Below are 20,103 nucleotides of genomic sequence, written 5' to 3' on the forward strand. Positions count from 1 at the left end.
ATGCGACGGGTCAGCGCGAGATTCCTGGCGACCCGTCGCAACGATGCGACGGGTCAGCGCAAAATGCACTGTGACCCGTCGCAACGAAGCGACGGGTCAGCGTGGGTGGGTCAGAGAGCGGAGCCCTGCTGGTAGTCCTGGAAGGACTTGTTCCAGTCGCCGTAGCCGTTGTCGAAGGTCATGGGGCGGTCGGTGCCGGTGTACTCGACGACGTCGCCGCGGCGGGTCATGGAGTAGAGCCAGGCGGCGTTGTCGGTGCTGAGGCCGGTGCAGCCGTGGGAGACGTTGGCGTAGCCCTGGGAGCCCACCGACCACGGGGCGGCGTGGATGAACTCGCCCGAGTTGGTGACGCGCATGGCGTACTGGACGTTGTTGATGTCGTAGGCCTCGGCGCTCCCGGCGGGGATGCCGACGGTCTCGGAGTTCATCCGCTTGGACTCGAACTTCTCCATGATCACCTTGACGCCGGAGCGCGTGGTGAAGCCGGGCTTGCCGGTGGTGATCGGGATGGTGCGGAGGAGCTTGCCGTTCTCGAAGACCTTCATCTGGTGCGACTGGGCGTCGACCTGGTAGATGTGCGCGTCGCCGACCTCGAAGTCGATCTTGCGGTCCTCCTGGCCGTAGATGCCGCCGCCGGCGTCGACCCCGTTGACGTCGACGTCGACGCTGACCTGGGTGCCCGGGCGCCAGTAGCTCTTCGGGCGCCAGTGGGCGGTGTAGTCGGAGAGCCAATACCACGAGCCCGGCTGGGCCGGGGTGGAGGTGACCTTCATGTGCCGCTCGAACTCGGCCCGGTCGGTCACGGGCAGGTCGAAGCCCACGACGACCGGCATGCCCACGCCCACGGTCTCGTCCTGGAGTGGCGCCACGGACGGGTAGGTCTGCTCGTCGAGCGTGAGGTCGGCGGCGGTGAACCGCTGCCGCACGTCGGACGTCGCCCCGTCGGCCTCGGCGGTGGCCTTGACGGTGTAGGTCACGCCCGGCTCGAGCCGCTCCGAGGCCTTCCACGAGGCGCCGTCGGCGCTCATCGCGCCGGGCAGCTTGCCCCCGGGTGAGGACACCGTGACGGCGGTGAGCGTGCCGGCGTCGGCAGCGAGGCGGACCAGGGTGGAGACGGGGACGTCAACCGCGCCCTTCGCGACGCTGACGTCGATCGCGGGCCCGGCAGGCGGCGCCTCCTCCCCCGCGACGCCCGCGCCGGTGGCCCCGCCCTCGTCGGTGCCGACGGAGTCGCCCTGGCGGTCGCCGGAGCCCGGGTCGGAGTCGGATCCGCTGCTGCACGCCGTCAGGGTCAGGCCGAGCACGGCAGCCACGGCTGCGGCGGTCAGGCGGACAGAAGGACGCACGGTCATCAAGGCACTCCCGGGACTGGGTTCGGTCCTGGCAAGGGTAACCGGGGACCGGGTGCGGACCGATTCGTCAACGTCCGCGCGAACTCACCAGGTCTCGACCCGGGCTCGCTGGCGCCGCCCAGTCCGGCAGCGTGGCGCCGCCGAGTCCGGCAGCGTGGCGCCCGCGCGTGGCGCCGCCCCTACTGCGGCAACCACAGCCCTACATCAAGGGGGCGGCGACACGCGAGACGGGCGACACGCTCGGACCAGTTGGCTCAGTGCGCGTGGACGCCGCGGTAGTACTCGAACACCAGGCCCGAGAGGGCGAGGGAGCCGAGGGCGCCGCCGATGATGACCAGCCACCAGGCGCCCATCGCGACGCCGAAGACCATCACCGCGAGGGTGGCGCCACACCACAGCGGCCACCAGGAGTACGGCGGGAAGAACCCGAGCTCACCGGCACCGTCGGCGATGTCGCCGTCCTTGCGGTCCTCGGGGCGCGGGTCCATCTTGCGGGCGTGGAACCCCAGGTAGAGGGTGACCATCAGCGTCAGCAGGCTGGTCATCGCCAGCGCGGAGACGCCGGTCCAGTCGATGCCGCTGTCGCCGGCCTCGGAGATGAAGTAGTACGCCGGCGTCACCAGCACCAGGAAGACGGTGGTGACCCCGAAGATCCCGGCCTCGGGCTTCATCGCGTGCTCCCGCCTTCTCCGTCGGTGTAGTCGTCGTCGTTGAGCCGTTCCTTGATCAGCGTCTCGCGGCCCTCCATGTCGGGGGCGTCGGAGAACTTGCTGTCACGGGCCTGCTGGTTGTCGTCGAGCTCGATGGCCGCGACCTCCGGGTGGTGCAGGTCGAAGGCCGGCGACTCGGAGCGGATCCGCGGGATGGAGTGGAAGTTGTGCCGCGGCGGCGGGCAGCTCGTCGCCCACTCCAGCGAACGGCCCCAGCCCCACGGGTCGTCGACCATGACCTTGGGCGAGTTGCGGGAGACGTAGACGTTGTAGAGGAACGGCAGCGTCGAGGCGGCGAGCAGGAACGCACCGATGGTGGAGACCTGGTTGAGGGTCTCCCAGCCGTCCTTCTCGAGGTAGTCGGCGTAGCGCCGGGGCATGCCCTCGACGCCGAGCCAGTGCTGGACCAGGAAGGTGGTGTGGAACCCGACGAACAGCAGCCAGAAGTGCAGCTTGCCCAGGCGCTCGTCGAGCATCCGGCCGGTCATCTTGGGCCACCAGAAGTAGAAGCCCGCGAACATCGCGAACACCACGGTGCCGAAGACGACGTAGTGGAAGTGCGCCACCACGAAGTAGGAGTCGGAGACGTGGAAGTCGAGCGGCGGGCTGGCCAGGATGATGCCGGTGAGGCCACCGAAGAGGAACGTCGTGAGGAAGCCGACCGACCACAGCATGGGGGTGTCAAAGGACAGAGATCCCCCCCACATCGTGCCGATCCAGTTGAAGAACTTCACCCCGGTGGGCACGGCGATCAGGAACGTCATGCCGGAGAAGAACGGCAGGTTGACGGCTCCGGTCACGAACATGTGGTGGGCCCAGACGGCCACCGACAGGATGGCGATGGCGAGCGTGGCGCCGACCAGGCCGACGTAGCCGAAGATCGGCTTGCGGCTGAAGACCGGCAGGATCTCGGTGACGATGCCGAAGAACGGCAACGCGATGATGTAGACCTCTGGGTGTCCGAAGAACCAGAACAGGTGTTGCCACAGGATCGCGCCGCCGTGGGCGGTGTCGAAGACGTGGGCGCCGAGCTGGCGGTCGGCCTCGAGGGAGAGCAGCGCGCCGGCGAGGATCGGGAACGCGATCAGGACCAGCAGGCTGGTGATCAGCGTGTTCCACGTGAACAGCGACATCCGGAACATCGTCAGGCCGGGTGCGCGCATGCAGATGATCGTGGTGATGAAGTTGACCGCACCGAGGATCGTGCCGAGGCCGGCGAGCCACAGGCCCATGATCCACAGGTCGCCGCCGACGCCCGGCGAGCGCACGGAGTCCGACAGCGGCGTGTAGGCGAACCAGCCGAAGTCGGCGGCACCCGCGGGGGTCAGGAAGCCGGACGCCGCGATCAGTCCGCCGAACAGGAACAGCCAGTAGCTGAACATGTTCAGCCGCGGGAACGCCACGTCGGGCGAGCCGATCTGGATGGGCATGATCACGTTGGCGAACCCGAAGAACAGGGGGGTCGCGAACAGCAGCAGCATGATCGTGCCGTGCATGGTGAAGAGCTGGTTGTAGAGCTCCTCGTTGACGACCTGCTGCCCGGGGAAGGCGAGCTCGGACCGGATGAGCAGCGCCATCAGCCCCGCGAGCAGGAACCAGACGAACGAGGTGCCGAGGTACAGCTTGCCGATCAGCTTGTGGTCGGTCGTGGTCAGGATCTTGACGAGCTCCTGACCGAGCGGCTTGCGTGCCGGGGCCGCGGTCCGCGTGGGATCGGCGGTGGTGGTCACTGGCAGTACCTCACGTCTTGGCTCTCGGCGTTCTTGGGGTCCTCCGGGTTCTCGATGGCGTCGACACCGGCCTGGGTGTCGACGTTCTCGCCGCCGCACAGCGGACCGGAGGAGGTGGCGCCTGCCTCGTAGAGGCTCTCCAGGTAGGCGTCGTAGTCCTCCTGGGTCTCGATCTTGACGTTGAAGATCATCCGCGAGTGGTAGACCCCGCAGAGCTCGTAGCACTTGCCGGTGTAGGTGCCCTCGGTCTTGGGCGTGACCTGGTAGTGGTTCTCCTGGCCCGGCATGACGTCCATCTTGATCAGGAAGCCCGGGACGCCGAAGTCGTGGATCACGTCGGGGCTGCGCAGCTCGAACCGCGTGGTCTCGTCGACCGGCAGGTGCAGGGTCGGGATGTAGTCGCCGGTGCCGATCTCGTAGACGTTGACCGGCTCGCTCTCGCCCTCGGGCGTGTACTCGTGGTTGAACGTCCACTGCCACTGCTGGCCCACGACGAAGACGGTGTTGTCGACCTCGACGTCGGGGTCGTTGAGGACCTTGTTCTGCGTCGAGATGGTGTGGTCGAAGAAGACGATCACCATGATGATCGGGAAGATCGTGTAGAAGATCTCGAGCGGCAGGTTGTAGCGGGTCTGGACCGGGACCTCGTCGTCGTGACGGCGGCGGTACTTCCAGCAGGCGTAGAAGATCAGGCCCCACACCACGACCCCTGTGACGAGCGCGGCGATCCAGGCGCCCTGCCACAGGCCGAGGGTGCTCTCGCCCTCTCGGGTGAGCGGCTCGGGCATGGCCAACCGCTCGACCTCGGAGTCGGTGCCGCACCCCGTCAGGACGAGGACGGCGAGACCCAGCAGGGCGATCAGGCCTCCGCGGCGGGAACGCCGGGAACCCGAGCGCTCGGGGAGTTGCAGACCCACGAACGAGCCCTTCTCTCAGGCGGTCACGAACGGGATCACACTACCGCGATCGGCAGGCGCCGCTGCCCCCGGGTGGGTGGTTGGATCGTCATCGTGGTGGACCCAGCTGAGCCGACCGGAGCCCCGACGGCGCGCTACCTCGACGCGGCTTCGTCCGAGCCGCTCCACCCGGCCGCGCGCGAGACCCTGCTGGCAGCGCTGGACGCCGGGTACGCCGACCCGAGGCGCCTCCACCACCCCGCCCGCAACGCCCGGCTGCTGCTCGGCAACGCCCGGGCGGTCGTGGCCGAGGCGCTGGACGTGCGTGCCGACGAGGTGACGTTCACCGGGTCGGGCACCCAGGCCGTGCACCTGGGCCTGCTCGGCCTGGCCGCCGCCCGGCGTCACGTGGGGCGGCGCGTCGTCCACGCCGAGGTCGAGCACGCCGCCGTCGCCCACGCAGCGGCGTGGTGGGACGAGGTGACGCTGGTCGGGGTGGACAGCGAGGGTCGCGTCCACGACGGCGACCTGGTGGAGCGGTCGAGGGGTGGCGACGTGGCCGTCACGGCACTGCAGTCGGCCAACCACGAGGTCGGCACCGTGCAGGACGTGGGCGCGTTCGACCTGCCCGACGGGGTACCGCTGTTCGTCGACGCCTGCGCCTCGATGGGCCGGCTACCGCTCCCGGACGGCTGGTCGGCCCTGGCCGGGTCGGCCCACAAGTGGGGTGGCCCGGCCGGCGTGGGCGTGCTCCTCGTGCGGCACCGCGCCCCCTGGGAGAACCCCTTCCCGGCCGACGACCGCGCCGACCACCGTGGCTCCGGCTACGAGAACGTGCCGGCCGCGCTGGCCGCGGCCGCCGCCCTGCAGGCCGTCGTCGCCGAGCGCGACGAGGTCAACGCCCGCCAGCACGCGCTGGTCGACCGCATCCGGGCCGCGGCCGCCGCGATCGACGACGTCGACGTGGTCGGCGACCCGGTCGGCCGGCTCCCCCACCTGGTGACGTTCTCGGTGCTCTACGTCAACGGCGAGCGGCTGGTCACCGAGCTCGACCGCCGCGGGTTCGCGGTCGCGAGCGGCTCGGCGTGCACGGCCTCGACGCTCGAGCCGTCGCGCGTGCTGGCGGCGATGGGTGCGCTGACCCACGGCAACGTGCGGGTCTCGCTGACCCGCACCGCCACGGCGGACGACGTCGAGGCCTTCTGCGCGGCACTGCCCGAGGTCGTCGCGGAGCTCCGGTCGTGAACGCCGCCCTCGAGCTCGACTGCCGGGGCCTGCTGTGCCCGGCGCCGATCATCGAGCTCGGACGCCGCTACGCCGAGGTCGGTGTCGGCGAGGTGGTCGCGGTGGTCGCCGACGACCCGGCCGCCCGCTACGACGTCCCGGCGTGGTGCCGGATGAGGGGCCAGGAGTACCTCGGCGAGGACGTCGCCGACGACGGGACGCCGCGCTACCTGGTGCGGCGCACCAGCTAGAGGCTCAGCGCGTCACTGGAGGTGCTTGGCCACGTCGGCGGCCGCGGGCACGCCGTACGACGCCTCGACGCGGGCCACGAACTCGCTCGGCCGGAACGTGTACTCCTGGGTGCCGACCGTCTCGACGACGTAGGCGGCGAGCACGCAGCCGACCTGGCAGGCGCGCTCGTGGCCGAGGTCCCAGCTCAGGGCGGCCAGGAAGCCGGCGCGGAACGCGTCGCCGACACCGGTGGGCTCCACCGCGCGGACCCCGGTCGCGGCCGCGACCTCGATGACGGGCTCACCGGCGCGCTCGACCCGGACGCCGTCCTTGCCGAGCGTGGTGACCTTGGTGCCGACGCGGGCCAGCACCTCCTCGGGGGTCCAGCCGGTCTTCTGCTCGATCATGTGCGACTCGTACTCGTTGGAGAACAGGATCGTCGCGCCGTCGATCAGCTGGCGGATCAGGTCGCCGCCGCTGAACGCGAGCTGCTGGCTGGGGTCGGCGATGAACGGGTAGCCGCGCTGGCGGCACTCCTCGGTGTGGCGCAGCATCCCGTCGGGGTCGTCGGCGCCGACGAGCACGTAGCCGGGCGTGCCGACGCGGGCCGCGATCGGTCCGAGCTCGATCAGCCGCGCCTCGCTCATCGCCCCGGGGTAGAACGAGGCGATCTGCGCGCCGGTGGGGTCGGTGGTGCACACGAACCGCGCGGTGTGCCGGCTGTCGGAGATGTGCACGTGCGAGCAGTCGACGCCGTGGCGCTCGAGCCACGAGCGGTAGTCGGCGAAGTCCTCACCGGCCGAGCCCACCAGCACCGGCGACAGCCCCAGCCGGCCGAGGCCGAAGGTGATGTTGGCCGCGACGCCCCCGCGACGGATCTCGAGGTCGTCGACGAGGAAGGACAGCGAGATCTTGTCCAGCTGCTCGACCACGAGGCTGTCGGCGAACTTGCCGCCGAAGCTCATCAGGTGGTCGGTAGCGATGGAGCCGGCGATGAGCAGGGGTCCCGTGGTCACGGGCGGCAACACTAGGCCGCGCAGGCTACCGATCGGTATTCCTGGGAGTACCTGCCGGTAGCACCTAGCGTCGGTGCATGAGCTCGTACGACGACCTGTCCACGCCCGCCGCGATGCAGGCCGACTGCCGCGCCGCCAACGCCCGGCTCGAGCAGGCCGCCCGGCGGGCCACCGCCCCGGCCCCGTCGATCCACTACGCCGACCAGCCGGCCGAGCGGCCGAAGCCGACGATCGAGGTCTCCGAGGCCGCGGCCCGGCTGGCCGCGGCGCTCTACCGCTAGGGGTACGACGCCCGGGCCGGTCGCCCGGGCCCGTGACACGACGAGAGGCCCCCGCCTGTGGCGGGGGCCTCTCGTGTTGCCTGTCAGCTCACCGGGTCGGGACCCGCTTCGCGGCCTCGATCAGTGGAACGAGTCGCCGCAGGCGCAGGAGCCGGTGGCGTTGGGGTTGTCGATGGTGAAGCCCTGCTTCTCGATGCTGTCGACGAAGTCGATCTCGGCGCCGTTGAGGTAGGGCACGCTCATCCGGTCGACGACCACGGACACACCGTCGAAGTCGGTGACGGCGTCGCCGTCGAGGGTGCGCTCGTCGAAGAACAGCTGGTAGCGCAGGCCGCTGCAGCCACCGGGCTGCACCGAGATGCGCAGCGCGAGGTCGTCGCGACCCTCCTGCTCGAGGAGGCTCTTCACCTTGGCGGCGGCCACCGGGCTCAGGTTGATCTGGTCGGTACGGCGCGCGGTGGTCTCGAGCTGCTCGGTCATGTGTGGCTCCCTGGTGCGAGACGTGGGGTGTCGGTACGGCTACTGCTCCCAATGGTCGCACACGCGGGGTTATTCCTCCCGGCCGCGGAGGGTCAGCGCGACCAGGTCCGGGCCACCCGGGCCGCCACGTCGGCCAGCGCTCCGGACGGGTCGGACATCGCCCGCTCCAGGCCCACCGCGTCGACCAGCGAGTACGCCGACTCCACGCCCAGCGCCCGCATCTCCCGCGCCCCCACCAGCACCTGCCCGGCGACGGCCACGCAGGGCCGCAGCGCGTCGCCGGCGACCTCGGCGACGCCGTACGGGACCTTCCCGGAGCGGCTGGAGAAGTCGAAGGCTCCCTCGCCGGTGACGACCAGGTCGGCGAGGCGGGCCCGCTCGGCCAGGCGGACGGCGGCGCTGACCAGCTCGATGCCGGGCTCGCGACGGGCGCCGAGGCACAGCAGCGCGTAGCCGAGCCCGCCCGCGGCACCGGCGCCCTTCTCCAGGGAGGTGCGCCAGTCGGTGGCCCGGGCGAGCTGCTCGAGCCACCCGTCGACCTCGGCGATCATCTCCTCGGCGATGCCCTTCTGGGGTCCGTAGGTCTTGGTGGCGCCGAACAGGCCGGTGAGCGGGTTGTCCACGTCGGAGGCCATCACCAGCTCGATGCCGGCCAGCCGCTCGCGGGCGGGCGCCAGGTCGACCGACGAGAGCTGGTCGAAGCACACCGGTCCGCAGTCGAGGACGCCGTCGGCGGTGGCGCCCAGCGCGGCCAGGAACCCCGCTCCCCCGTCGTTGGTGCCCGACCCGCCGAGACCGACGACCACCCGGGTGGCCCCGCCGTCGACCGCCGCCAGCACCAGCGCCCCGACGCCGCCGGTCGAGCCGAACTCGGCCCCGCCGTCGGGCATCAGGTGCAGCCCGCACGACTGGGAGCTCTCGACGTACGCCGTGTCGCCCACCCTCAGCACCGTGGCCGGCACCTCCTCGCCGTGCACCGCCTCCACGGTCACGACGTGCAGGTCGCCCCCCAGCGCCGCGTGCAGCACGTCGACGAAGCCCGGGCCGCCGTCGGACATCGGGGCGAGGTCGAGCTCGTCGTCGGGTGCGCGCCGGCGCCAGCCCTCGGCGATCGCGTCGGCGGCCTCGACGGCGGTGAGGGTGCCGGCGAACTTGTCGGGAGCGATCAGGACGCGCATGACGCCATCCTGCCCGTCGGCCCCGACCACTACGGTGACCGCGTGGAGGACGTGCTGATCCGCCCGATGCGACCCGACGACGTCCCCGTCGCCGAGCGGCTCTCGGCCGAGGCGTTCCTCGAGGTCGACCGGGCCACCCGGCTGCCGTCGTGGCCGGAGCCCGAGGTGCGACCCCCGGCCCGCGCGGCGACGTGGGTGACCCGCACCCGGCACTTCGTGGACACCGACCCCGGCGGGTGCTGGGTCGCCGACGACCCGACCGGCACGATGGTCGGTTTCGCCACGAGCGCCCGCCGCGACGGCACCTGGCTGCTGGCGACGTACGCCGTCCGGCCGGGCCGGCAGGGACGCGGCACCGGCCGGCGCCTGCTCGACGCCGCGCTGACGCACAGCCAGGGCTGCCTGCGCGGCATGCTCTCGGCCAGCGCCGACCCGCGGGCGGTGCGCCGCTACCTGCTGGCCGGCTTCACCCTGCACCCCCAGATGACGCTGTCCGGCACGGTCGACCGCAGCGCGATCCCGATCGACGCCGGCCGCAAGGTGCGCGAGGGGACGGCCGCCGACACCGACCTGCTCGAGTCGCTCGACCGCCAGCGGCGCGGGTCCGGCCACGGCCCCGACCACGGGTTCCTCCAGCAGACCGCCCGGCTGCTCGTCAGCGACACCTCGACGGGGTCCGGGTACGCCTACCTCGCCGAGGACTCGACGGTGCTGCTGCTGGCGGCGAGCAACCGCCGCACGGCCACCCGCCTGCTGTGGACCGCCGTCGCCGACGGCCCCGCCGAGCAGCGGATCGTCCACGTCACCGCCGCCAACGCCTGGGCGATCGACGTCGGCACCGCCGTCCGCCTCGACCTGCAGCAGACCGGCTACCTCGGCCTCCGCGGCCTGGACCCGCCGGCGCCGTACGTGCACCACGGCGCACTGCTCTAGTCCTGAGGGTGGCCGACCTCGGGCCGGGCGCGGCGAGGTGCGTGCGCTGCGGGGGTCTCGACTCGCAGGGACTTCGTCCCCGCGGCTCGACCACCGTCAGTGACGCTGGTCGAGCCGGGCGAGCGCCAGCGAGCCCGAGTCGAGACCCGGCGAGGGAAGGCACCCTGCGGGAGTGGTCTCGAGACGGCCGTGGCCGGCCTCCTCGACCGGCGTCGGTGGCGGTGGGTGCGTTGCGCTGCCGCGGGAAGGAAACGTGCGCCGGGGTGGTTGGAGTCGGCACGACCGCGGCCCCGCCGGCCCCGAGACCTAGGATCGAGCCATGACGACCGTCGACCTCCCACTCCTCCCGCTCGGCCGCGGCGTCGATCGCGCCTCCGAGCGCGGCGTCGAGTGCCCGGGTGACCTGCCCTCGGCGTCCGACCCCGACCTCGTCGCCCGCGCCCGCGCCGCCAAGGACGCCCTCGGCGACCGCCTGTTCGTGCTGGGGCACCACTACCAGCGCGACGAGGTCATCCAGTTCGCCGACATCACCGGCGACTCGTTCAAGCTGGCCCGGGAGGCGGCGGCCCGCCCGGAGGCCGAGTACGTCGTGTTCTGCGGCGTGCACTTCATGGCCGAGTCGGCCGACATCCTCACCGGGCCGGAGCAGCAGGTGATCCTGCCCGACCTCGCGGCCGGGTGCTCGATGGCCGACATGGCCCGCCTGCCCCAGGTCGAGGCGGCCTGGCGCGCGATGGCCGAGGCCGGCGTGCAGGACGTCGTCGTCCCGGTCACCTACATGAACTCCAGCGCCGACATCAAGGCGTTCTGCGGTCGCAACGGGGGCGTGGTCTGCACCTCCTCCAACGCCGAGGTCGCCCTCGAGTGGGCCTTCGCGCAGAAGGGGCCCGACACCAAGGTCATCTTCTTCCCCGACCAGCACCTCGGCCGCAACACCGCGGTGCTCAAGATGGGCTTCTCCCTCGACGACTGCGTCGTGTGGAACCCCCACCTGCCCGGCGGCGGCCTGACCCCCGACCAGCTGCGCGCGGCCAAGGTCATCCTCTGGAAGGGCCACTGCTCGGTGCACGGCCGCTTCTCCCCCGAGGTCGTCGACGAGCTGCGCGCGACCATCCCCGACGTGCAGATCCTCGTGCACCCCGAGTGCCGCCACGAGGTGGTGCTCAAGGCCGACCTGGTCGGCTCGACGGAGTTCATCATCAAGACCGTCGAGGCGGCGCCCGCCGGCTCGAGCTGGGCGATCGGCACCGAGCTCAACCTCGTGCAGCGCCTGGCCAATGCGCACCCCGACAAGCGGATCACGTTCCTCGACAAGGACGTCTGCTACTGCTCGACGATGAACCGGATCGACCTGCCCCACTTCGTGTGGGCGCTGGAGTCGCTGGTCGACGGGGTGGTCGTCAACCGGATCGAGGTCGACCCCGAGACCGAGCGCGACGCCCTGGTCGCGCTGCAGCGGATGCTCGACCTGCCCGGCCGCTCGCACAAGGACTGACCGACGCGACGGTGGCCGGCACCCCGAGGGGTGCCGGCCACCGTGGCGACTGCGTTGCGGACGACGTCCGCGTCAGAAGTCGGTGTGCTCCAGGTAGAGCTTGCCGACCGCGGCCGACGTCAGCGGGGTGACGTCGGGGGTGTCGTTCTCGACGATGTACTCCTCCACGTCGTGCTTGCGGAAGATCGCCGGGAAGTCGATGACGCCCGTGCCCAGGTCGGCCATGTCGCCGCCGGCGGCCGCCGAGCGGTCCTTGACGTGGAACTGGCGCACGGTCTGGGGCGCCTTGCGGATGACGTCGTTGGTGAACTTGATCGGGTTGGACTCGTTCAGGTTCACCGCCGCGGTGTAGACCCAGTAGAGGTCGATCTCGAGGTGCACCAGCCGCGGGTCGAGCTCCTTGGTCAGCACGTCCCAGGGGGTCTTGCCGCCGCCGAGGTCGATCGTGAACTCGTGGGCGTGGTTGTGGTAGCCGTACTTCAGCCCGCGGCGCTTGGCGGCGTAGGCCTCGATGTTCATCTGCTCGGCCCAGGCCTGCCAGTCGCTGAGCTTGTTGGAGTTCAGGTAGGGCACCACGACGTAGCGCTGGTCGAAGGTGTTGGCGTCGTCGAACTTCTTGTTCCGCGCCGAGGTGGTGTCGCTGATGCCCTCGTGGCTCGAGCTGGCCCAGATGCCGAGCTCGTCGAGCCGGGCCTTCATCTGCGCGGCCGTGTAGTGGTAGAGGCCGGCCCGCTCGACGCGCGGGTAGGCGTACTGCGAGAGCCGGCTCAGCACCAGGTCGACGCTCGCGGGGTCGGTCATGGCCGCCCGCAGCGTGTAGAGCTGGATGCTGATCTTGCCCTCGGGCACCTGCCTTGTGCGGCCCTTGCCGCGGTCGTTGCCCGGAGCCGCAGCGGCGGCGGACGTCGCCCCGAGCGCACCGATCGTCGCGACGCCGGCCGCACCGGCGGCCGTGCCCCGCAGCAGACCTCGGCGACTGGCGCCCTGGCGATCCAGCGACTGCCGCAGGGCGGCCTCTCCGTCATACCCGTAACACATGTGGTGGTTCCTCTCGGTGTTTCTTCTCGGGATGGACCGCCGGCCCCGCGACCCGTCCGGGTGGACGGGCCGCGGGACCGAGCGGGGGTGGGGGTTAGGCGCCGTCGTTGGGCTCCAACCTGACCTCGGCGCTGCCGATCAGCTCGCCGTCGTCGTACTGGGCGACGAAGACGGCGCTGAGGTCGTCCTCACCGGGGTCGTGCCCGCCGGGCACGGTGGTGGTGAGCGTGCCGGTGCACCCGTTGGCGGTGCTCTGCGGGTGGCCGTGGCTGTCGTGACCGAGGATGTAGGTGACGGTCACCCGGCTGCAGTCGACCGGCTGGTCGTCGGTCACCGTGACCTCGTAGGTGACCGTGTCGCCGAACTGGAAGGTGTCGTCGGGCGTCGGGGTCACGAACTCCAGCACCGGGGTCTGGTTGCCGACGAGGATGTCGACGTCGGCCGAGGCGTGCCGCCCGCGGTGCCTGCCCCCGACGTCGGTCACCGTGAGGGTCGCCCGGTAGCTGCCCTCTTCCCGGTAGGTGTAGGTCGGGTTCTTCCGGGTGCTGTCGAAGCGACCGTCACCGTCGAAGTCCCACTGGTACTTCAGCTGGTCGCCGTCGGCGTCGATGGTGCCGGCGCTGGAGAACCGCACCTTGAGCGGCGGCATCCCGGCGGTGGGCGTGGCGGTGATCTTCGGCTCGGGGCTGTGGTTGCCGCCCGCGCCGATGTAGTCGATCCGCGACAGCTGCGCGTCGGGGTTCTCGGCGAAGTAGCCGTCGCCGTACTCGAGGACGTAGAGCGCACCGTTGGGTCCGAACTCCATGTCCATCGGGTTGTCGGTGACGATGCCGGGGATGACGTCCTCGATCGCGACGTCGTCGCCGTCGAGGTGGATGCCCTTGATCCAGTCACGGCTCCACTCGTAGAGCAGCGGGGTGTCGTCGTACTGCTCGGGCCAGGCGACGGGGGTCTTGCCGCGGGTGTTGCGGATGTCGTACTGGTACGCCGGGCCGGCCATCGGCGAGATGCCGCCGGTGCCGAGCTCGGGGAACTCCGCGGAGGTCTCGAAGCCGTACCAGATCTCCGGCTTCTCCACGGGCGGCAGCTTGACCCGACCGGTGTTGTTCGGCGAGGTGTTGCGCGGGGCGGCGCAGTTGAACGGCTCGCCGGAGGTCTCGGTGGCGAAGTCGTAGTCGACGTAGGGCAGCTGGTCGGTGGCGCAGTAGGGCCAGCCGTAGTTGGCGGGCTTCTCGATCTGCACCCACTTGCCCTGGCCGCCGGGGCCGCGCTCGGGGTCGGCCCGACGCGCGTCGGGCGAGTAGTCGGCCACCCACAGCTTGTCGGTGCGCGGGTGGATCTCGATGCGGAACGGGTTGCGCAGCCCCATCGCGTAGATCTCGGGACGGGTCTTGGGCAGGCCCGGCCGGAACAGGTTGCCCCTCGGGATGGTGTAGCCGCCCCGCGCGCCCGGCTTGACCCGGAGGATCTTCCCGCGCAGGTCGTTGGTGTTGGCCGACGTGCGCTGGGCGTCGAAGGCCGGGTTGCGGTTGGGCCGCTCGTCGATCGGGATGTAGCCGTCGGACTCGAACGGGTTGGAGTCGTCACCGGTGGCCAGGATCAGGTTGCCCTGGGAGTCGAAGACGATGTCACCGCCCACGTGGCAGCAGATCCCGCGGTCGACCGGCACGTCGAGGATGCGCCGCTCGGTGTTGTTCTTGATCTGGCCGTCGACGAACCTGAACTTCGAGACCCGGATGACGCCCTTGTACGGCGCGAAGTCGGCCTTGGTGCCCTCGACGGGCGCGTCACCCTCGTTGATCGAGGCGGTCAGCGGGTCGTCGGCAGGGGTGTCGAGCGGGGGCGAGTAGTAGAGGTAGACCCAGGTGTTCTTCTCGCCGTCGTAGCCGGGGTCGAGGGCGATGCTCTGCAGGCCCTCCTCGTCGTGGCTGTAGACGTCGATCCGGCCGGCGACCGAGTTGACCCCGGTCTCGGCGTCGTTGTGCCAGATGACGCCGGCCCGCGTGGTGTGCAGGACGTCGCCGTCGGGCAGCACCGCGAGGTCCATCGGCTCGCCGGGACGGTCGTTGAGGGTGACCTTCTGGAACTCCGCGTCGGGCGGCGGGGCAGGTGGGTCGTCATGGCCGGGGTGACCGGCCGCTGGGGCGGAGAGGCCGCCGACGGCGGCCAAGGAGAGGGTGATCGCACTGGCTGCCGACGCGGCCAGGACGCCCGAGAGACGTCGTTGCACGTAGATGCTCCTTGCGTTGGTGCTTCCGAGAGAACCGTCGTCGGTCGGGTGACGGCGGTCACCTCGAACGTAGGGCGGCCTACCGACAGCGTCAACCGGCCGTACCACTTTCGCAGTTCGCTTGCGTAAGGTGGAGACGGTCAGGCAGAAGCGGGGGCGAAGACCGCGGAGCTGACCAGACGCGCGGCGCCGATCACGCCGCCACAGTCGGGCAGCTCGCTCAGCACGATCGGCAGGTTGCCCGTGGCCAGCGGCAGCGAGCGCTGGTACGCCGTCCCGCGGATCTCGGCCAGCAGCGCGTGCCCCAGGCCGCTCACCCGGCCCCCGATCACGATCATGCCGGGGTTGAAGAACGACACCAGGCTGGCCACCACCTGGCCCACGCGCTGCCCGCTCTCGCGGAGCAGGGTCGCGGCCGCCAGGTCGCCTCGGGACAAGGCCGTGCCGAGGTCCTCGGCGGTGAGGCTGCCACGCTCGGCCAGCAGCTCGGCCAGCACCGACGACCGGCCCTGCAGCGCGGCGAGGCGGGCGTCGTCGGCGAGGGCCGCTCCCCCGGCGTGGGCCTCCAGGCAGTCGAGGTTGCCGCACGCGCACCGGCGTCCGTCGCCGCGCACCGCGATGTGGCCGATGTCGCCGGCACACCCGTTGACGCCCCGGTAGAGCTCGCCGTCGACGACCACCCCGCACCCGATCCCGGTGCCCATCTTGATGAACAGGAAGTCGCGGGAGTGGCGGGCGACGCCGGCGTGCTGCTCGCCGACGGCCATCACGTTGACGTCGTTGTCGAGCACCGCGGGGCAGCCGAGCTCGCGCGCGACGGTGTCGCGCACCGGGTAGCCGTCCCAGCCCGGCATCAGCGGCGGCGCCACCGGCACACCCCGCCCGAAGTCGACCGGGCCGGGCACCCCCACGCCCACCCCCATCGGGTGCTCGACGCCGAGGTCGCCCAGCAGCCGTCGGACGGAGTCCAGCGCCGTCCCCAGCACGAGGTCGGGTCCCTGCCTGATGTCGCACCGCACCTGGGCGGTGGCCACCACCTCCAGGCGGCCGTCGGTGACGCCCACCGCCAGGCCCGTCGCACCGATGGCGATGCCGACGAAGCGGATGTCGGTGGCCAGGTCGACCATCGTCGAGCGGCGGCCACCGCGGGACGCGGCGGGCCCGGTCTCGGTGGCCAGGCCGATCTCGACGAGGCGGCCCACCTCGGCGCCGACGGTGGTCCGCGACACCCGGAGCCGCTCACCGAGCTGCGTCCTGGACAGCGGGCCGTGGTCGCGGAGCGCGGCCAGCAGCCTGGCCTGCATCACGGTCTCGGCGCGACCCGACAGGGAGTGCAGCACCGCGTCATCGTGCCACCTCGACGAGCCGGCGTCGTGGAGCCGGCCGCGCCGTGCGCCACGGGACCGCACGCCGAGGTAACAGGCGGACCGGGTCGCGGCAGGTAGGAGGTGTAGCCCACACCGTGGGGCCGCTCACCCCCCCCTCAAGGAGTCCCCATGCACCTCGCCACCCGGATCGCGGGAGCCGCCGCAGGCCTGACCCTCTCGCTCGGCGTCCTCGGAGTGCCCGCCGCCGGCAGCGCCGCGGCCGACAAGCCCGAGCCGTGCGCCCAGCAGCAGGCGCAGGTCGACCGCGCCACTGCCGCCCTCGAGCGGCTGACGGCGGTCTTCGAGCGCCAGCAGACCAAGGTGAAGAAGGCCAAGGACAAGGCCGAGGCCGCCGACACCGCGCTCGAGCGCCGCGACGCACGGCGCGCCGTCGCCAAGGCCACCGAGGCCCGCACCGAGGCCAAGAAGGACAAGTCGGCGCAGGTGCAGCGACTCGCGAAGGCGCAGGAGCGACTCGAGAAGTGCCGGGCGGAGCAGCCCACCGAGGCCTGATCCGACTGCAGCGGCGCCCGACCAGCACGGTCGGGTGCCGTTCGGCGCCACGGCTGCGCCGTCGCCTCAGGAGCTGGGGACGGGTACCTCGGCCGTGGACCCGCCCGCCGGGGCGAGCTGACCGCGCAGGCGTCGCAGGCCCCGGTGCCGGGCCACGCGGACGGCGACCGGGCTGATGCCGAGCGCCTCGGCGGCCGTGTGGTTGTCGAAGCCGAGTCCGTCGACCAGACCCACGACGTCGCGCTCGCGTGCGGGCAGCGACGCGATGGCGACACGGACCCAGTCCTCGCCGTCGAGGGCCGCGGTCGGGTCGGGCACGACCGGGAGGTGGCTCTCGACCTCGCCCGGGTCGGTACGCCGCCGGTCCGAGCGCCGGCGCGTGCTCGCCCCGACCTTGCGGGCGATGCCGAACAGGTAGCCGGCGAAGTCGGACGACGTGCCCTCGAAGTCGGCGATCTTGGCCGCCGCCACCAGCCACGCCTCGGCGGCGACGTCCTCCGCGGACGCGACGCAGTCGCCGGTGGGGCGGGTGCTCAGCCACGCGACCAGTCGCCCGGCGTGCGACCGGTAGAGCGCTCGCCAGGCCTCGGGGTCGCCGGCCTTCGCGGCGGCGACCAGGTCGTCGTCAGCCATGCACGGCCGAATCCCGGGGCGACGCGGTGCGTCGCGGTGTCGCGGCGGGGTCGCGGGGACCCTCGGTCAGCCCGCGCAGCCCGTCGGCCAGCTCCCGGAGCGTCTCGCCCAGCGCGGCGAGGTCCGTGGCGGCCTTCGGCCCCTTCGGCCCCTTCGGCTCCTTCGGGTCCTTGGGACCCTGGGGCCCGGGGAGCGACGGAGGGCCGGGCGGGTCCTGGACGCCCTGGGGTCCGGTGCCTCCCTGCTGGCCCGGCGCCTGGCCGCTGCGACCGGGCTCGACGGGCTGGCCGGGGGCGGGATTGCCGTTGTTCCCGCCCTTCCCGTTGCCGTCGTCGTCCTTCTCGTCCTTGTCCTTCTCGTCCTTGTCCTTCTCGTCCTTGTCCTTCTCGTCCTTCTTGTCCTTCTCGTCCTTCTCGTCCTTCTCGTCCTTGCCGTCGTCGTCCGTGGCGTCCGGCTGTCCGAGGCCACCGGCCTGGTTCGGGACGGCGGGCTGGCCGGGGACCGCCGGCTGCCCGGGGACCGCGGGCTGACCGGGGACGGCGGGGGTGCCGGGCAGACCGGGCTCGGGCGTCGTGCCGGGTGCTGTGCCGGGATCGGGGAGGCCGGTCGGGGACTCGCCCGCCGGCGTGCGGCCGGGCGCCTCGGACGAGCCGTCGCCGGAGGGCGCGGACCCGTCGTCGGTGGGGTCGGCACCGTCGGTCCCGTCGGTCCCGTCGGTCCCGTCGGTCGAGGTGTCCGACGTGTCGACCGGGTCGGACGGCTCCGGGGACTGCTGCGAGGGCTGGTCGACGGGCGAGCTGGGCAGCCCGGGCACCTCGACGGCGCCGGTGGCCCACGCGCCGCCCACCGAGAGCGCGAGGGCGCCCCCGACCCCGGCGGCCACCAGCGAGGCGCGGCGGGCCGACGTCGCCGTGGGCCGGCTGCTCCTGGCCAGTCCGGCGAGCCGGAGCACCAGGTCGTCAGGCGGCTCGATGTCGGGGACCTCGAGACGCAGGTCCTGCGGGGCGGCTCTCATGCCGGTGACCTCTCGGTCGGTCGGGACGGGTGGGGCGGACCCGGGTGGACCCGCGTCCTCTCCCCCGACGGTACCCATCGCGGCGGCAGTGCGCACCCGAAGCGGACGCAACTCGTCCGGGTGCGGTGGCACGGTGAACCCATGAGCCGCGAGTTCCAGGTGACCTTCGACTGCGCCGACCCCCACGCCCTGATGGAGTTCTGGTGCGCGGTGCTCGGCTACGAGCGCGACGCACCCCCGCCCGGGTTCGACACCTGGGACGCCGCCCTCGACGCGTTCGGCGTACCCCCCGACCAGCGCAACACCCGCTCGGCCTGCCACGACCCCGACGGCGCGCGACCCCGGCTGTTCTTCCAACAGGTGCCGGAGGGCAAGAGCGCCAAGAACCGGATGCACCTCGACGTGCGGGCGGCCGTCGGGCTGGAGGGCCACGAGCGGATGGCGGCGCTCGAGGCGGAGTGCGAGCGGCTGGTCGCGCTGGGCGCCGCGCGGGTGCAGCGGCACGAGCCGCACCTGCCACTGGGGGCGGGTCACCTCGTGATGACCGACCCCGAGGGCAACGAGTTCTGCCTGGACTGAGGCCGCGCCCCGGCGACGCCCGGTCAGGCCGGGAGGTCGAACCAGACCGTCGTGCCACCGCCAGGTGTCTCGGTGATCCCGATGCTGCCGCCGTGCGCCTGGATGACCCGCCGCACCGTGTCCAGGCCGATGCCGGACCCCCGCTGGTCGTGGGCCAGGCGCACCCGGGGCTCGAAGACACGCTCCCGGTCGGCCTCGGCGATGCCGGGGCCGTTGTCGGCGACCGAGACCCGCCACCGGCCGTCGTGCTCGGCGGCGGTGACCGCCACAGCGAGCCCGCGATCGGGACGGCGGTACTTCGAGGCGTTGTCGAGCAGGTTCTGCAGCACCGAGCGGAGCTGGACGGCGTCGCCGACGACGGTCGGCAGCGCCCCGCGGGTCACCACCGCACCGACCAGGCTGGTCTCGAGGTCGGCCAGGACGTCGCCGAGGACCTCGTCGAGGTCGACGGGCTCGGCTGCCAGTCCCCCGCCGAGCGCGGCGTAGGACAGCACCTCGTCGATCAGCGCCGCCATCCGGTGCGACCCCTTCAGGGCGCGCTCGAGGAGCCAGAGCGCATCGGCGGCGTCGTCGGACCCCGACATCCGCTCGCGCAGCATCTCCAGGGACATCGACAGGGTGGTCAGCGGCGACTTCAGGTCGTGGCTGACCCGGCCGGCGAACGACGACAGCCGCTCGTTGGAGGCGGCCAGCTGCCGGCTGCGCAGCGTCAGCTCGAGCACGTCGACGACCCGCTCGGCGAGGGTGCCGAGCGCCTCGACCTGCGACTCGTCGAGGTCACGGGACTCGACGTCGAAGACGCAGAGGGTGCCGATCACGACGCCGTCGAGCGTGGTGAGCTGGTGGGAGGCGTAGAACCGGACGTTCCCGATCTCACCGGTCACGAACGGGTTGTCCCAGAACCGCGGGTCGAGCAGCGCGTCGGGCACCACCAGGGGCGTGTCCTGGTCGAGGACCGCGGCGCACATCGAGTCGTCCCGGGCGCAGATCGCCGCGTCGAAGCCGTACGCCGCCACCTGGTGCTGCTCGATGTCGGTGATCAGGTTGATCGTCGCCATCGGGGTGTCACAGATCTTGGCGGCGAGCTCGGTGATCGCCACCAGCTCCAGGCGGGGCGGGCGCCGGAGCACGTCGTACTGCTCGATCGTCCGCGTGCGTCGGTCGTCGTCGGTCGTGTGCATCCCGCCAGAGGATAGCGACGT

20 protein-coding genes are annotated in these 20,103 nt (G+C 72.0%); 7 read left to right on the forward strand and 13 right to left on the reverse strand.

Translation table 11 applies throughout. The features are described from left to right. Nucleotides 1-110 precede the first annotated feature (110 nt). The 4 genes from AC4MBH_RS06035 to ctaC form a co-directional block, all read right to left on the reverse strand. Nucleotides 111-1,352: a L,D-transpeptidase gene (locus AC4MBH_RS06035; protein ID WP_491793476.1), complete on the reverse strand. Its 1,242-nt coding sequence runs from the start codon at nucleotides 1,350-1,352 to the stop codon at nucleotides 111-113. Between the two features lie 254 nt (nucleotides 1,353-1,606). Next, complete coding sequence (locus tag AC4MBH_RS06040) at nucleotides 1,607-2,023, reverse strand: cytochrome c oxidase subunit 4 (protein WP_491793478.1); 417 nt, start codon at nucleotides 2,021-2,023, stop codon at nucleotides 1,607-1,609. After that, complete coding sequence (ctaD, locus tag AC4MBH_RS06045; protein ID WP_491793480.1) at nucleotides 2,020-3,792, reverse strand: aa3-type cytochrome oxidase subunit I; 1,773 nt, start codon at nucleotides 3,790-3,792, stop codon at nucleotides 2,020-2,022. Before ctaD ends, AC4MBH_RS06040 begins: the two co-directional genes overlap by 4 nt. Next, complete coding sequence (gene ctaC / locus AC4MBH_RS06050; RefSeq protein WP_491793482.1) at nucleotides 3,789-4,709, reverse strand: aa3-type cytochrome oxidase subunit II; 921 nt, start codon at nucleotides 4,707-4,709, stop codon at nucleotides 3,789-3,791. The genes ctaD and ctaC overlap by 4 nt, the downstream gene beginning before the upstream one ends. Nucleotides 4,710-4,805: 96 nt before the next feature. On the opposite strand from ctaC, the gene AC4MBH_RS06055 reads away from it, so the two are divergent. Together AC4MBH_RS06055 and AC4MBH_RS06060 are read left to right on the forward strand one after the other, a co-directional pair. Further along, complete coding sequence (locus tag AC4MBH_RS06055) at nucleotides 4,806-5,933, forward strand: cysteine desulfurase family protein (RefSeq protein ID WP_491793484.1); 1,128 nt, start codon at nucleotides 4,806-4,808, stop codon at nucleotides 5,931-5,933. Then, nucleotides 5,930-6,163: a sulfurtransferase TusA family protein gene (locus AC4MBH_RS06060; protein ID WP_491793486.1), complete on the forward strand. Its 234-nt coding sequence runs from the start codon at nucleotides 5,930-5,932 to the stop codon at nucleotides 6,161-6,163. The genes AC4MBH_RS06055 and AC4MBH_RS06060 overlap by 4 nt, the downstream gene beginning before the upstream one ends. Before the next feature lie 12 nt (nucleotides 6,164-6,175). On the opposite strand, the gene AC4MBH_RS06065 is transcribed toward AC4MBH_RS06060, so the two are convergent. Next, nucleotides 6,176-7,108, reverse strand: coding sequence for a carbohydrate kinase family protein (locus tag AC4MBH_RS06065; protein ID WP_491794128.1), 933 nt, complete (start codon nucleotides 7,106-7,108; stop codon nucleotides 6,176-6,178). A gap of 128 nt (nucleotides 7,109-7,236) precedes the next feature. Between AC4MBH_RS06065 and AC4MBH_RS06070 the strand changes: the two genes are divergently transcribed. After that, nucleotides 7,237-7,440 (forward strand): hypothetical protein, encoded by a 204-nt coding sequence (locus AC4MBH_RS06070; RefSeq protein WP_491793488.1) that lies wholly within the window; start codon nucleotides 7,237-7,239, stop codon nucleotides 7,438-7,440. A 120-nt stretch (nucleotides 7,441-7,560) separates the two neighbouring features. On the opposite strand, the gene erpA is transcribed toward AC4MBH_RS06070, so the two are convergent. After that, nucleotides 7,561-7,920, reverse strand: a complete 360-nt coding sequence (erpA, locus tag AC4MBH_RS06075; protein ID WP_491793489.1) for an iron-sulfur cluster insertion protein ErpA — start codon at nucleotides 7,918-7,920, stop codon at nucleotides 7,561-7,563. Nucleotides 7,921-8,012: 92 nt separating this feature from the next. Then, nucleotides 8,013-9,098, reverse strand: coding sequence for a glycerate kinase family protein (locus tag AC4MBH_RS06080; protein WP_491793491.1), 1,086 nt, complete (start codon nucleotides 9,096-9,098; stop codon nucleotides 8,013-8,015). 42 nt (nucleotides 9,099-9,140) lie between these two features. Here AC4MBH_RS06080 and AC4MBH_RS06085 point away from each other — a divergent pair, with 42 nt between their 5' ends. Both AC4MBH_RS06085 and nadA read left to right on the forward strand, forming a co-directional pair. Further along, nucleotides 9,141-10,031: a GNAT family N-acetyltransferase gene (locus AC4MBH_RS06085; RefSeq protein WP_491793493.1), complete on the forward strand. Its 891-nt coding sequence runs from the start codon at nucleotides 9,141-9,143 to the stop codon at nucleotides 10,029-10,031. Between the two features lie 319 nt (nucleotides 10,032-10,350). Continuing rightward, nucleotides 10,351-11,526: a quinolinate synthase NadA gene (gene nadA / locus AC4MBH_RS06090; RefSeq protein WP_491793495.1), complete on the forward strand. Its 1,176-nt coding sequence runs from the start codon at nucleotides 10,351-10,353 to the stop codon at nucleotides 11,524-11,526. A 72-nt stretch (nucleotides 11,527-11,598) separates the two neighbouring features. Here nadA and AC4MBH_RS06095 read toward each other — a convergent pair whose 3' ends face one another. From AC4MBH_RS06095 to AC4MBH_RS06105, 3 genes are all read right to left on the reverse strand, one after another. Then, nucleotides 11,599-12,564 carry a sugar phosphate isomerase/epimerase family protein gene (locus AC4MBH_RS06095; protein WP_491793497.1) on the reverse strand — a complete coding sequence of 322 codons (966 nt, stop codon included), beginning with the start codon at nucleotides 12,562-12,564 and terminating at the stop codon, nucleotides 11,599-11,601. Between the two features lie 94 nt (nucleotides 12,565-12,658). After that, complete coding sequence (locus tag AC4MBH_RS06100) at nucleotides 12,659-14,794, reverse strand: PQQ-dependent sugar dehydrogenase (RefSeq protein WP_491793499.1); 2,136 nt, start codon at nucleotides 14,792-14,794, stop codon at nucleotides 12,659-12,661. Between the two features lie 140 nt (nucleotides 14,795-14,934). Further along, nucleotides 14,935-16,134: an ROK family transcriptional regulator gene (locus AC4MBH_RS06105; RefSeq protein ID WP_491793501.1), complete on the reverse strand. Its 1,200-nt coding sequence runs from the start codon at nucleotides 16,132-16,134 to the stop codon at nucleotides 14,935-14,937. A gap of 156 nt (nucleotides 16,135-16,290) precedes the next feature. On the opposite strand from AC4MBH_RS06105, the gene AC4MBH_RS06110 reads away from it, so the two are divergent. After that, the gene (locus AC4MBH_RS06110; protein ID WP_491793503.1) at nucleotides 16,291-16,674 is read left to right on the forward strand and encodes a hypothetical protein; all 384 of its coding nucleotides are present in this window, start codon (nucleotides 16,291-16,293) and stop codon (nucleotides 16,672-16,674) included. Nucleotides 16,675-16,740: 66 nt separating this feature from the next. Here AC4MBH_RS06110 and AC4MBH_RS06115 read toward each other — a convergent pair whose 3' ends face one another. After that, entirely contained in the window at nucleotides 16,741-17,307 is a 567-nt protein-coding gene (locus AC4MBH_RS06115; protein WP_491793505.1) for an RNA polymerase sigma factor, read from the reverse strand. Then, nucleotides 17,300-18,322 carry a hypothetical protein gene (locus tag AC4MBH_RS06120; protein ID WP_491793507.1) on the reverse strand — a complete coding sequence of 341 codons (1,023 nt, stop codon included), beginning with the start codon at nucleotides 18,320-18,322 and terminating at the stop codon, nucleotides 17,300-17,302. The genes AC4MBH_RS06115 and AC4MBH_RS06120 overlap by 8 nt, the downstream gene beginning before the upstream one ends. A gap of 141 nt (nucleotides 18,323-18,463) precedes the next feature. Here AC4MBH_RS06120 and AC4MBH_RS06125 point away from each other — a divergent pair, with 141 nt between their 5' ends. Continuing rightward, nucleotides 18,464-18,901, forward strand: a complete 438-nt coding sequence (locus tag AC4MBH_RS06125; RefSeq protein ID WP_491793509.1) for a VOC family protein — start codon at nucleotides 18,464-18,466, stop codon at nucleotides 18,899-18,901. Between the two features lie 23 nt (nucleotides 18,902-18,924). On the opposite strand, the gene AC4MBH_RS06130 is transcribed toward AC4MBH_RS06125, so the two are convergent. After that, the gene (locus AC4MBH_RS06130) at nucleotides 18,925-20,082 is read right to left on the reverse strand and encodes a sensor histidine kinase (protein WP_491793511.1); all 1,158 of its coding nucleotides are present in this window, start codon (nucleotides 20,080-20,082) and stop codon (nucleotides 18,925-18,927) included. Nucleotides 20,083-20,103: the final 21 nt, after the last annotated feature.

The organism is Nocardioides sp. WJ219, from assembly GCF_058559815.1.

What these genes read in the sequence shown, in the direction of transcription:
- AC4MBH_RS06035 (WP_491793476.1), bottom strand. Translation starts at nt 1,352, where the DNA reads ATGACCGTGCGTCCTTCTGTCCGCCTGACCGCCGCAGCCGTGGCTGCC.
- AC4MBH_RS06040 (WP_491793478.1), bottom strand. Translation starts at nt 2,023, where the DNA reads ATGAAGCCCGAGGCCGGGATCTTCGGGGTCACCACCGTCTTCCTGGTG.
- AC4MBH_RS06065 (WP_491794128.1), bottom strand. Translation starts at nt 7,108, where the DNA reads ATGAGCTTCGGCGGCAAGTTCGCCGACAGCCTCGTGGTCGAGCAGCTG.
- AC4MBH_RS06070 (WP_491793488.1), top strand. Translation starts at nt 7,237, where the DNA reads ATGAGCTCGTACGACGACCTGTCCACGCCCGCCGCGATGCAGGCCGAC.
- erpA (WP_491793489.1), bottom strand. Translation starts at nt 7,920, where the DNA reads ATGACCGAGCAGCTCGAGACCACCGCGCGCCGTACCGACCAGATCAAC.
- AC4MBH_RS06080 (WP_491793491.1), bottom strand. Translation starts at nt 9,098, where the DNA reads ATGCGCGTCCTGATCGCTCCCGACAAGTTCGCCGGCACCCTCACCGCC.
- nadA (WP_491793495.1), top strand. Translation starts at nt 10,351, where the DNA reads ATGACGACCGTCGACCTCCCACTCCTCCCGCTCGGCCGCGGCGTCGAT.
- AC4MBH_RS06095 (WP_491793497.1), bottom strand. Translation starts at nt 12,564, where the DNA reads ATGTGTTACGGGTATGACGGAGAGGCCGCCCTGCGGCAGTCGCTGGAT.
- AC4MBH_RS06110 (WP_491793503.1), top strand. Translation starts at nt 16,291, where the DNA reads ATGCACCTCGCCACCCGGATCGCGGGAGCCGCCGCAGGCCTGACCCTC.
- AC4MBH_RS06115 (WP_491793505.1), bottom strand. Translation starts at nt 17,307, where the DNA reads ATGGCTGACGACGACCTGGTCGCCGCCGCGAAGGCCGGCGACCCCGAG.
- AC4MBH_RS06120 (WP_491793507.1), bottom strand. Translation starts at nt 18,322, where the DNA reads ATGAGAGCCGCCCCGCAGGACCTGCGTCTCGAGGTCCCCGACATCGAG.
- AC4MBH_RS06125 (WP_491793509.1), top strand. Translation starts at nt 18,464, where the DNA reads ATGAGCCGCGAGTTCCAGGTGACCTTCGACTGCGCCGACCCCCACGCC.
- AC4MBH_RS06130 (WP_491793511.1), bottom strand. Translation starts at nt 20,082, where the DNA reads ATGCACACGACCGACGACGACCGACGCACGCGGACGATCGAGCAGTAC.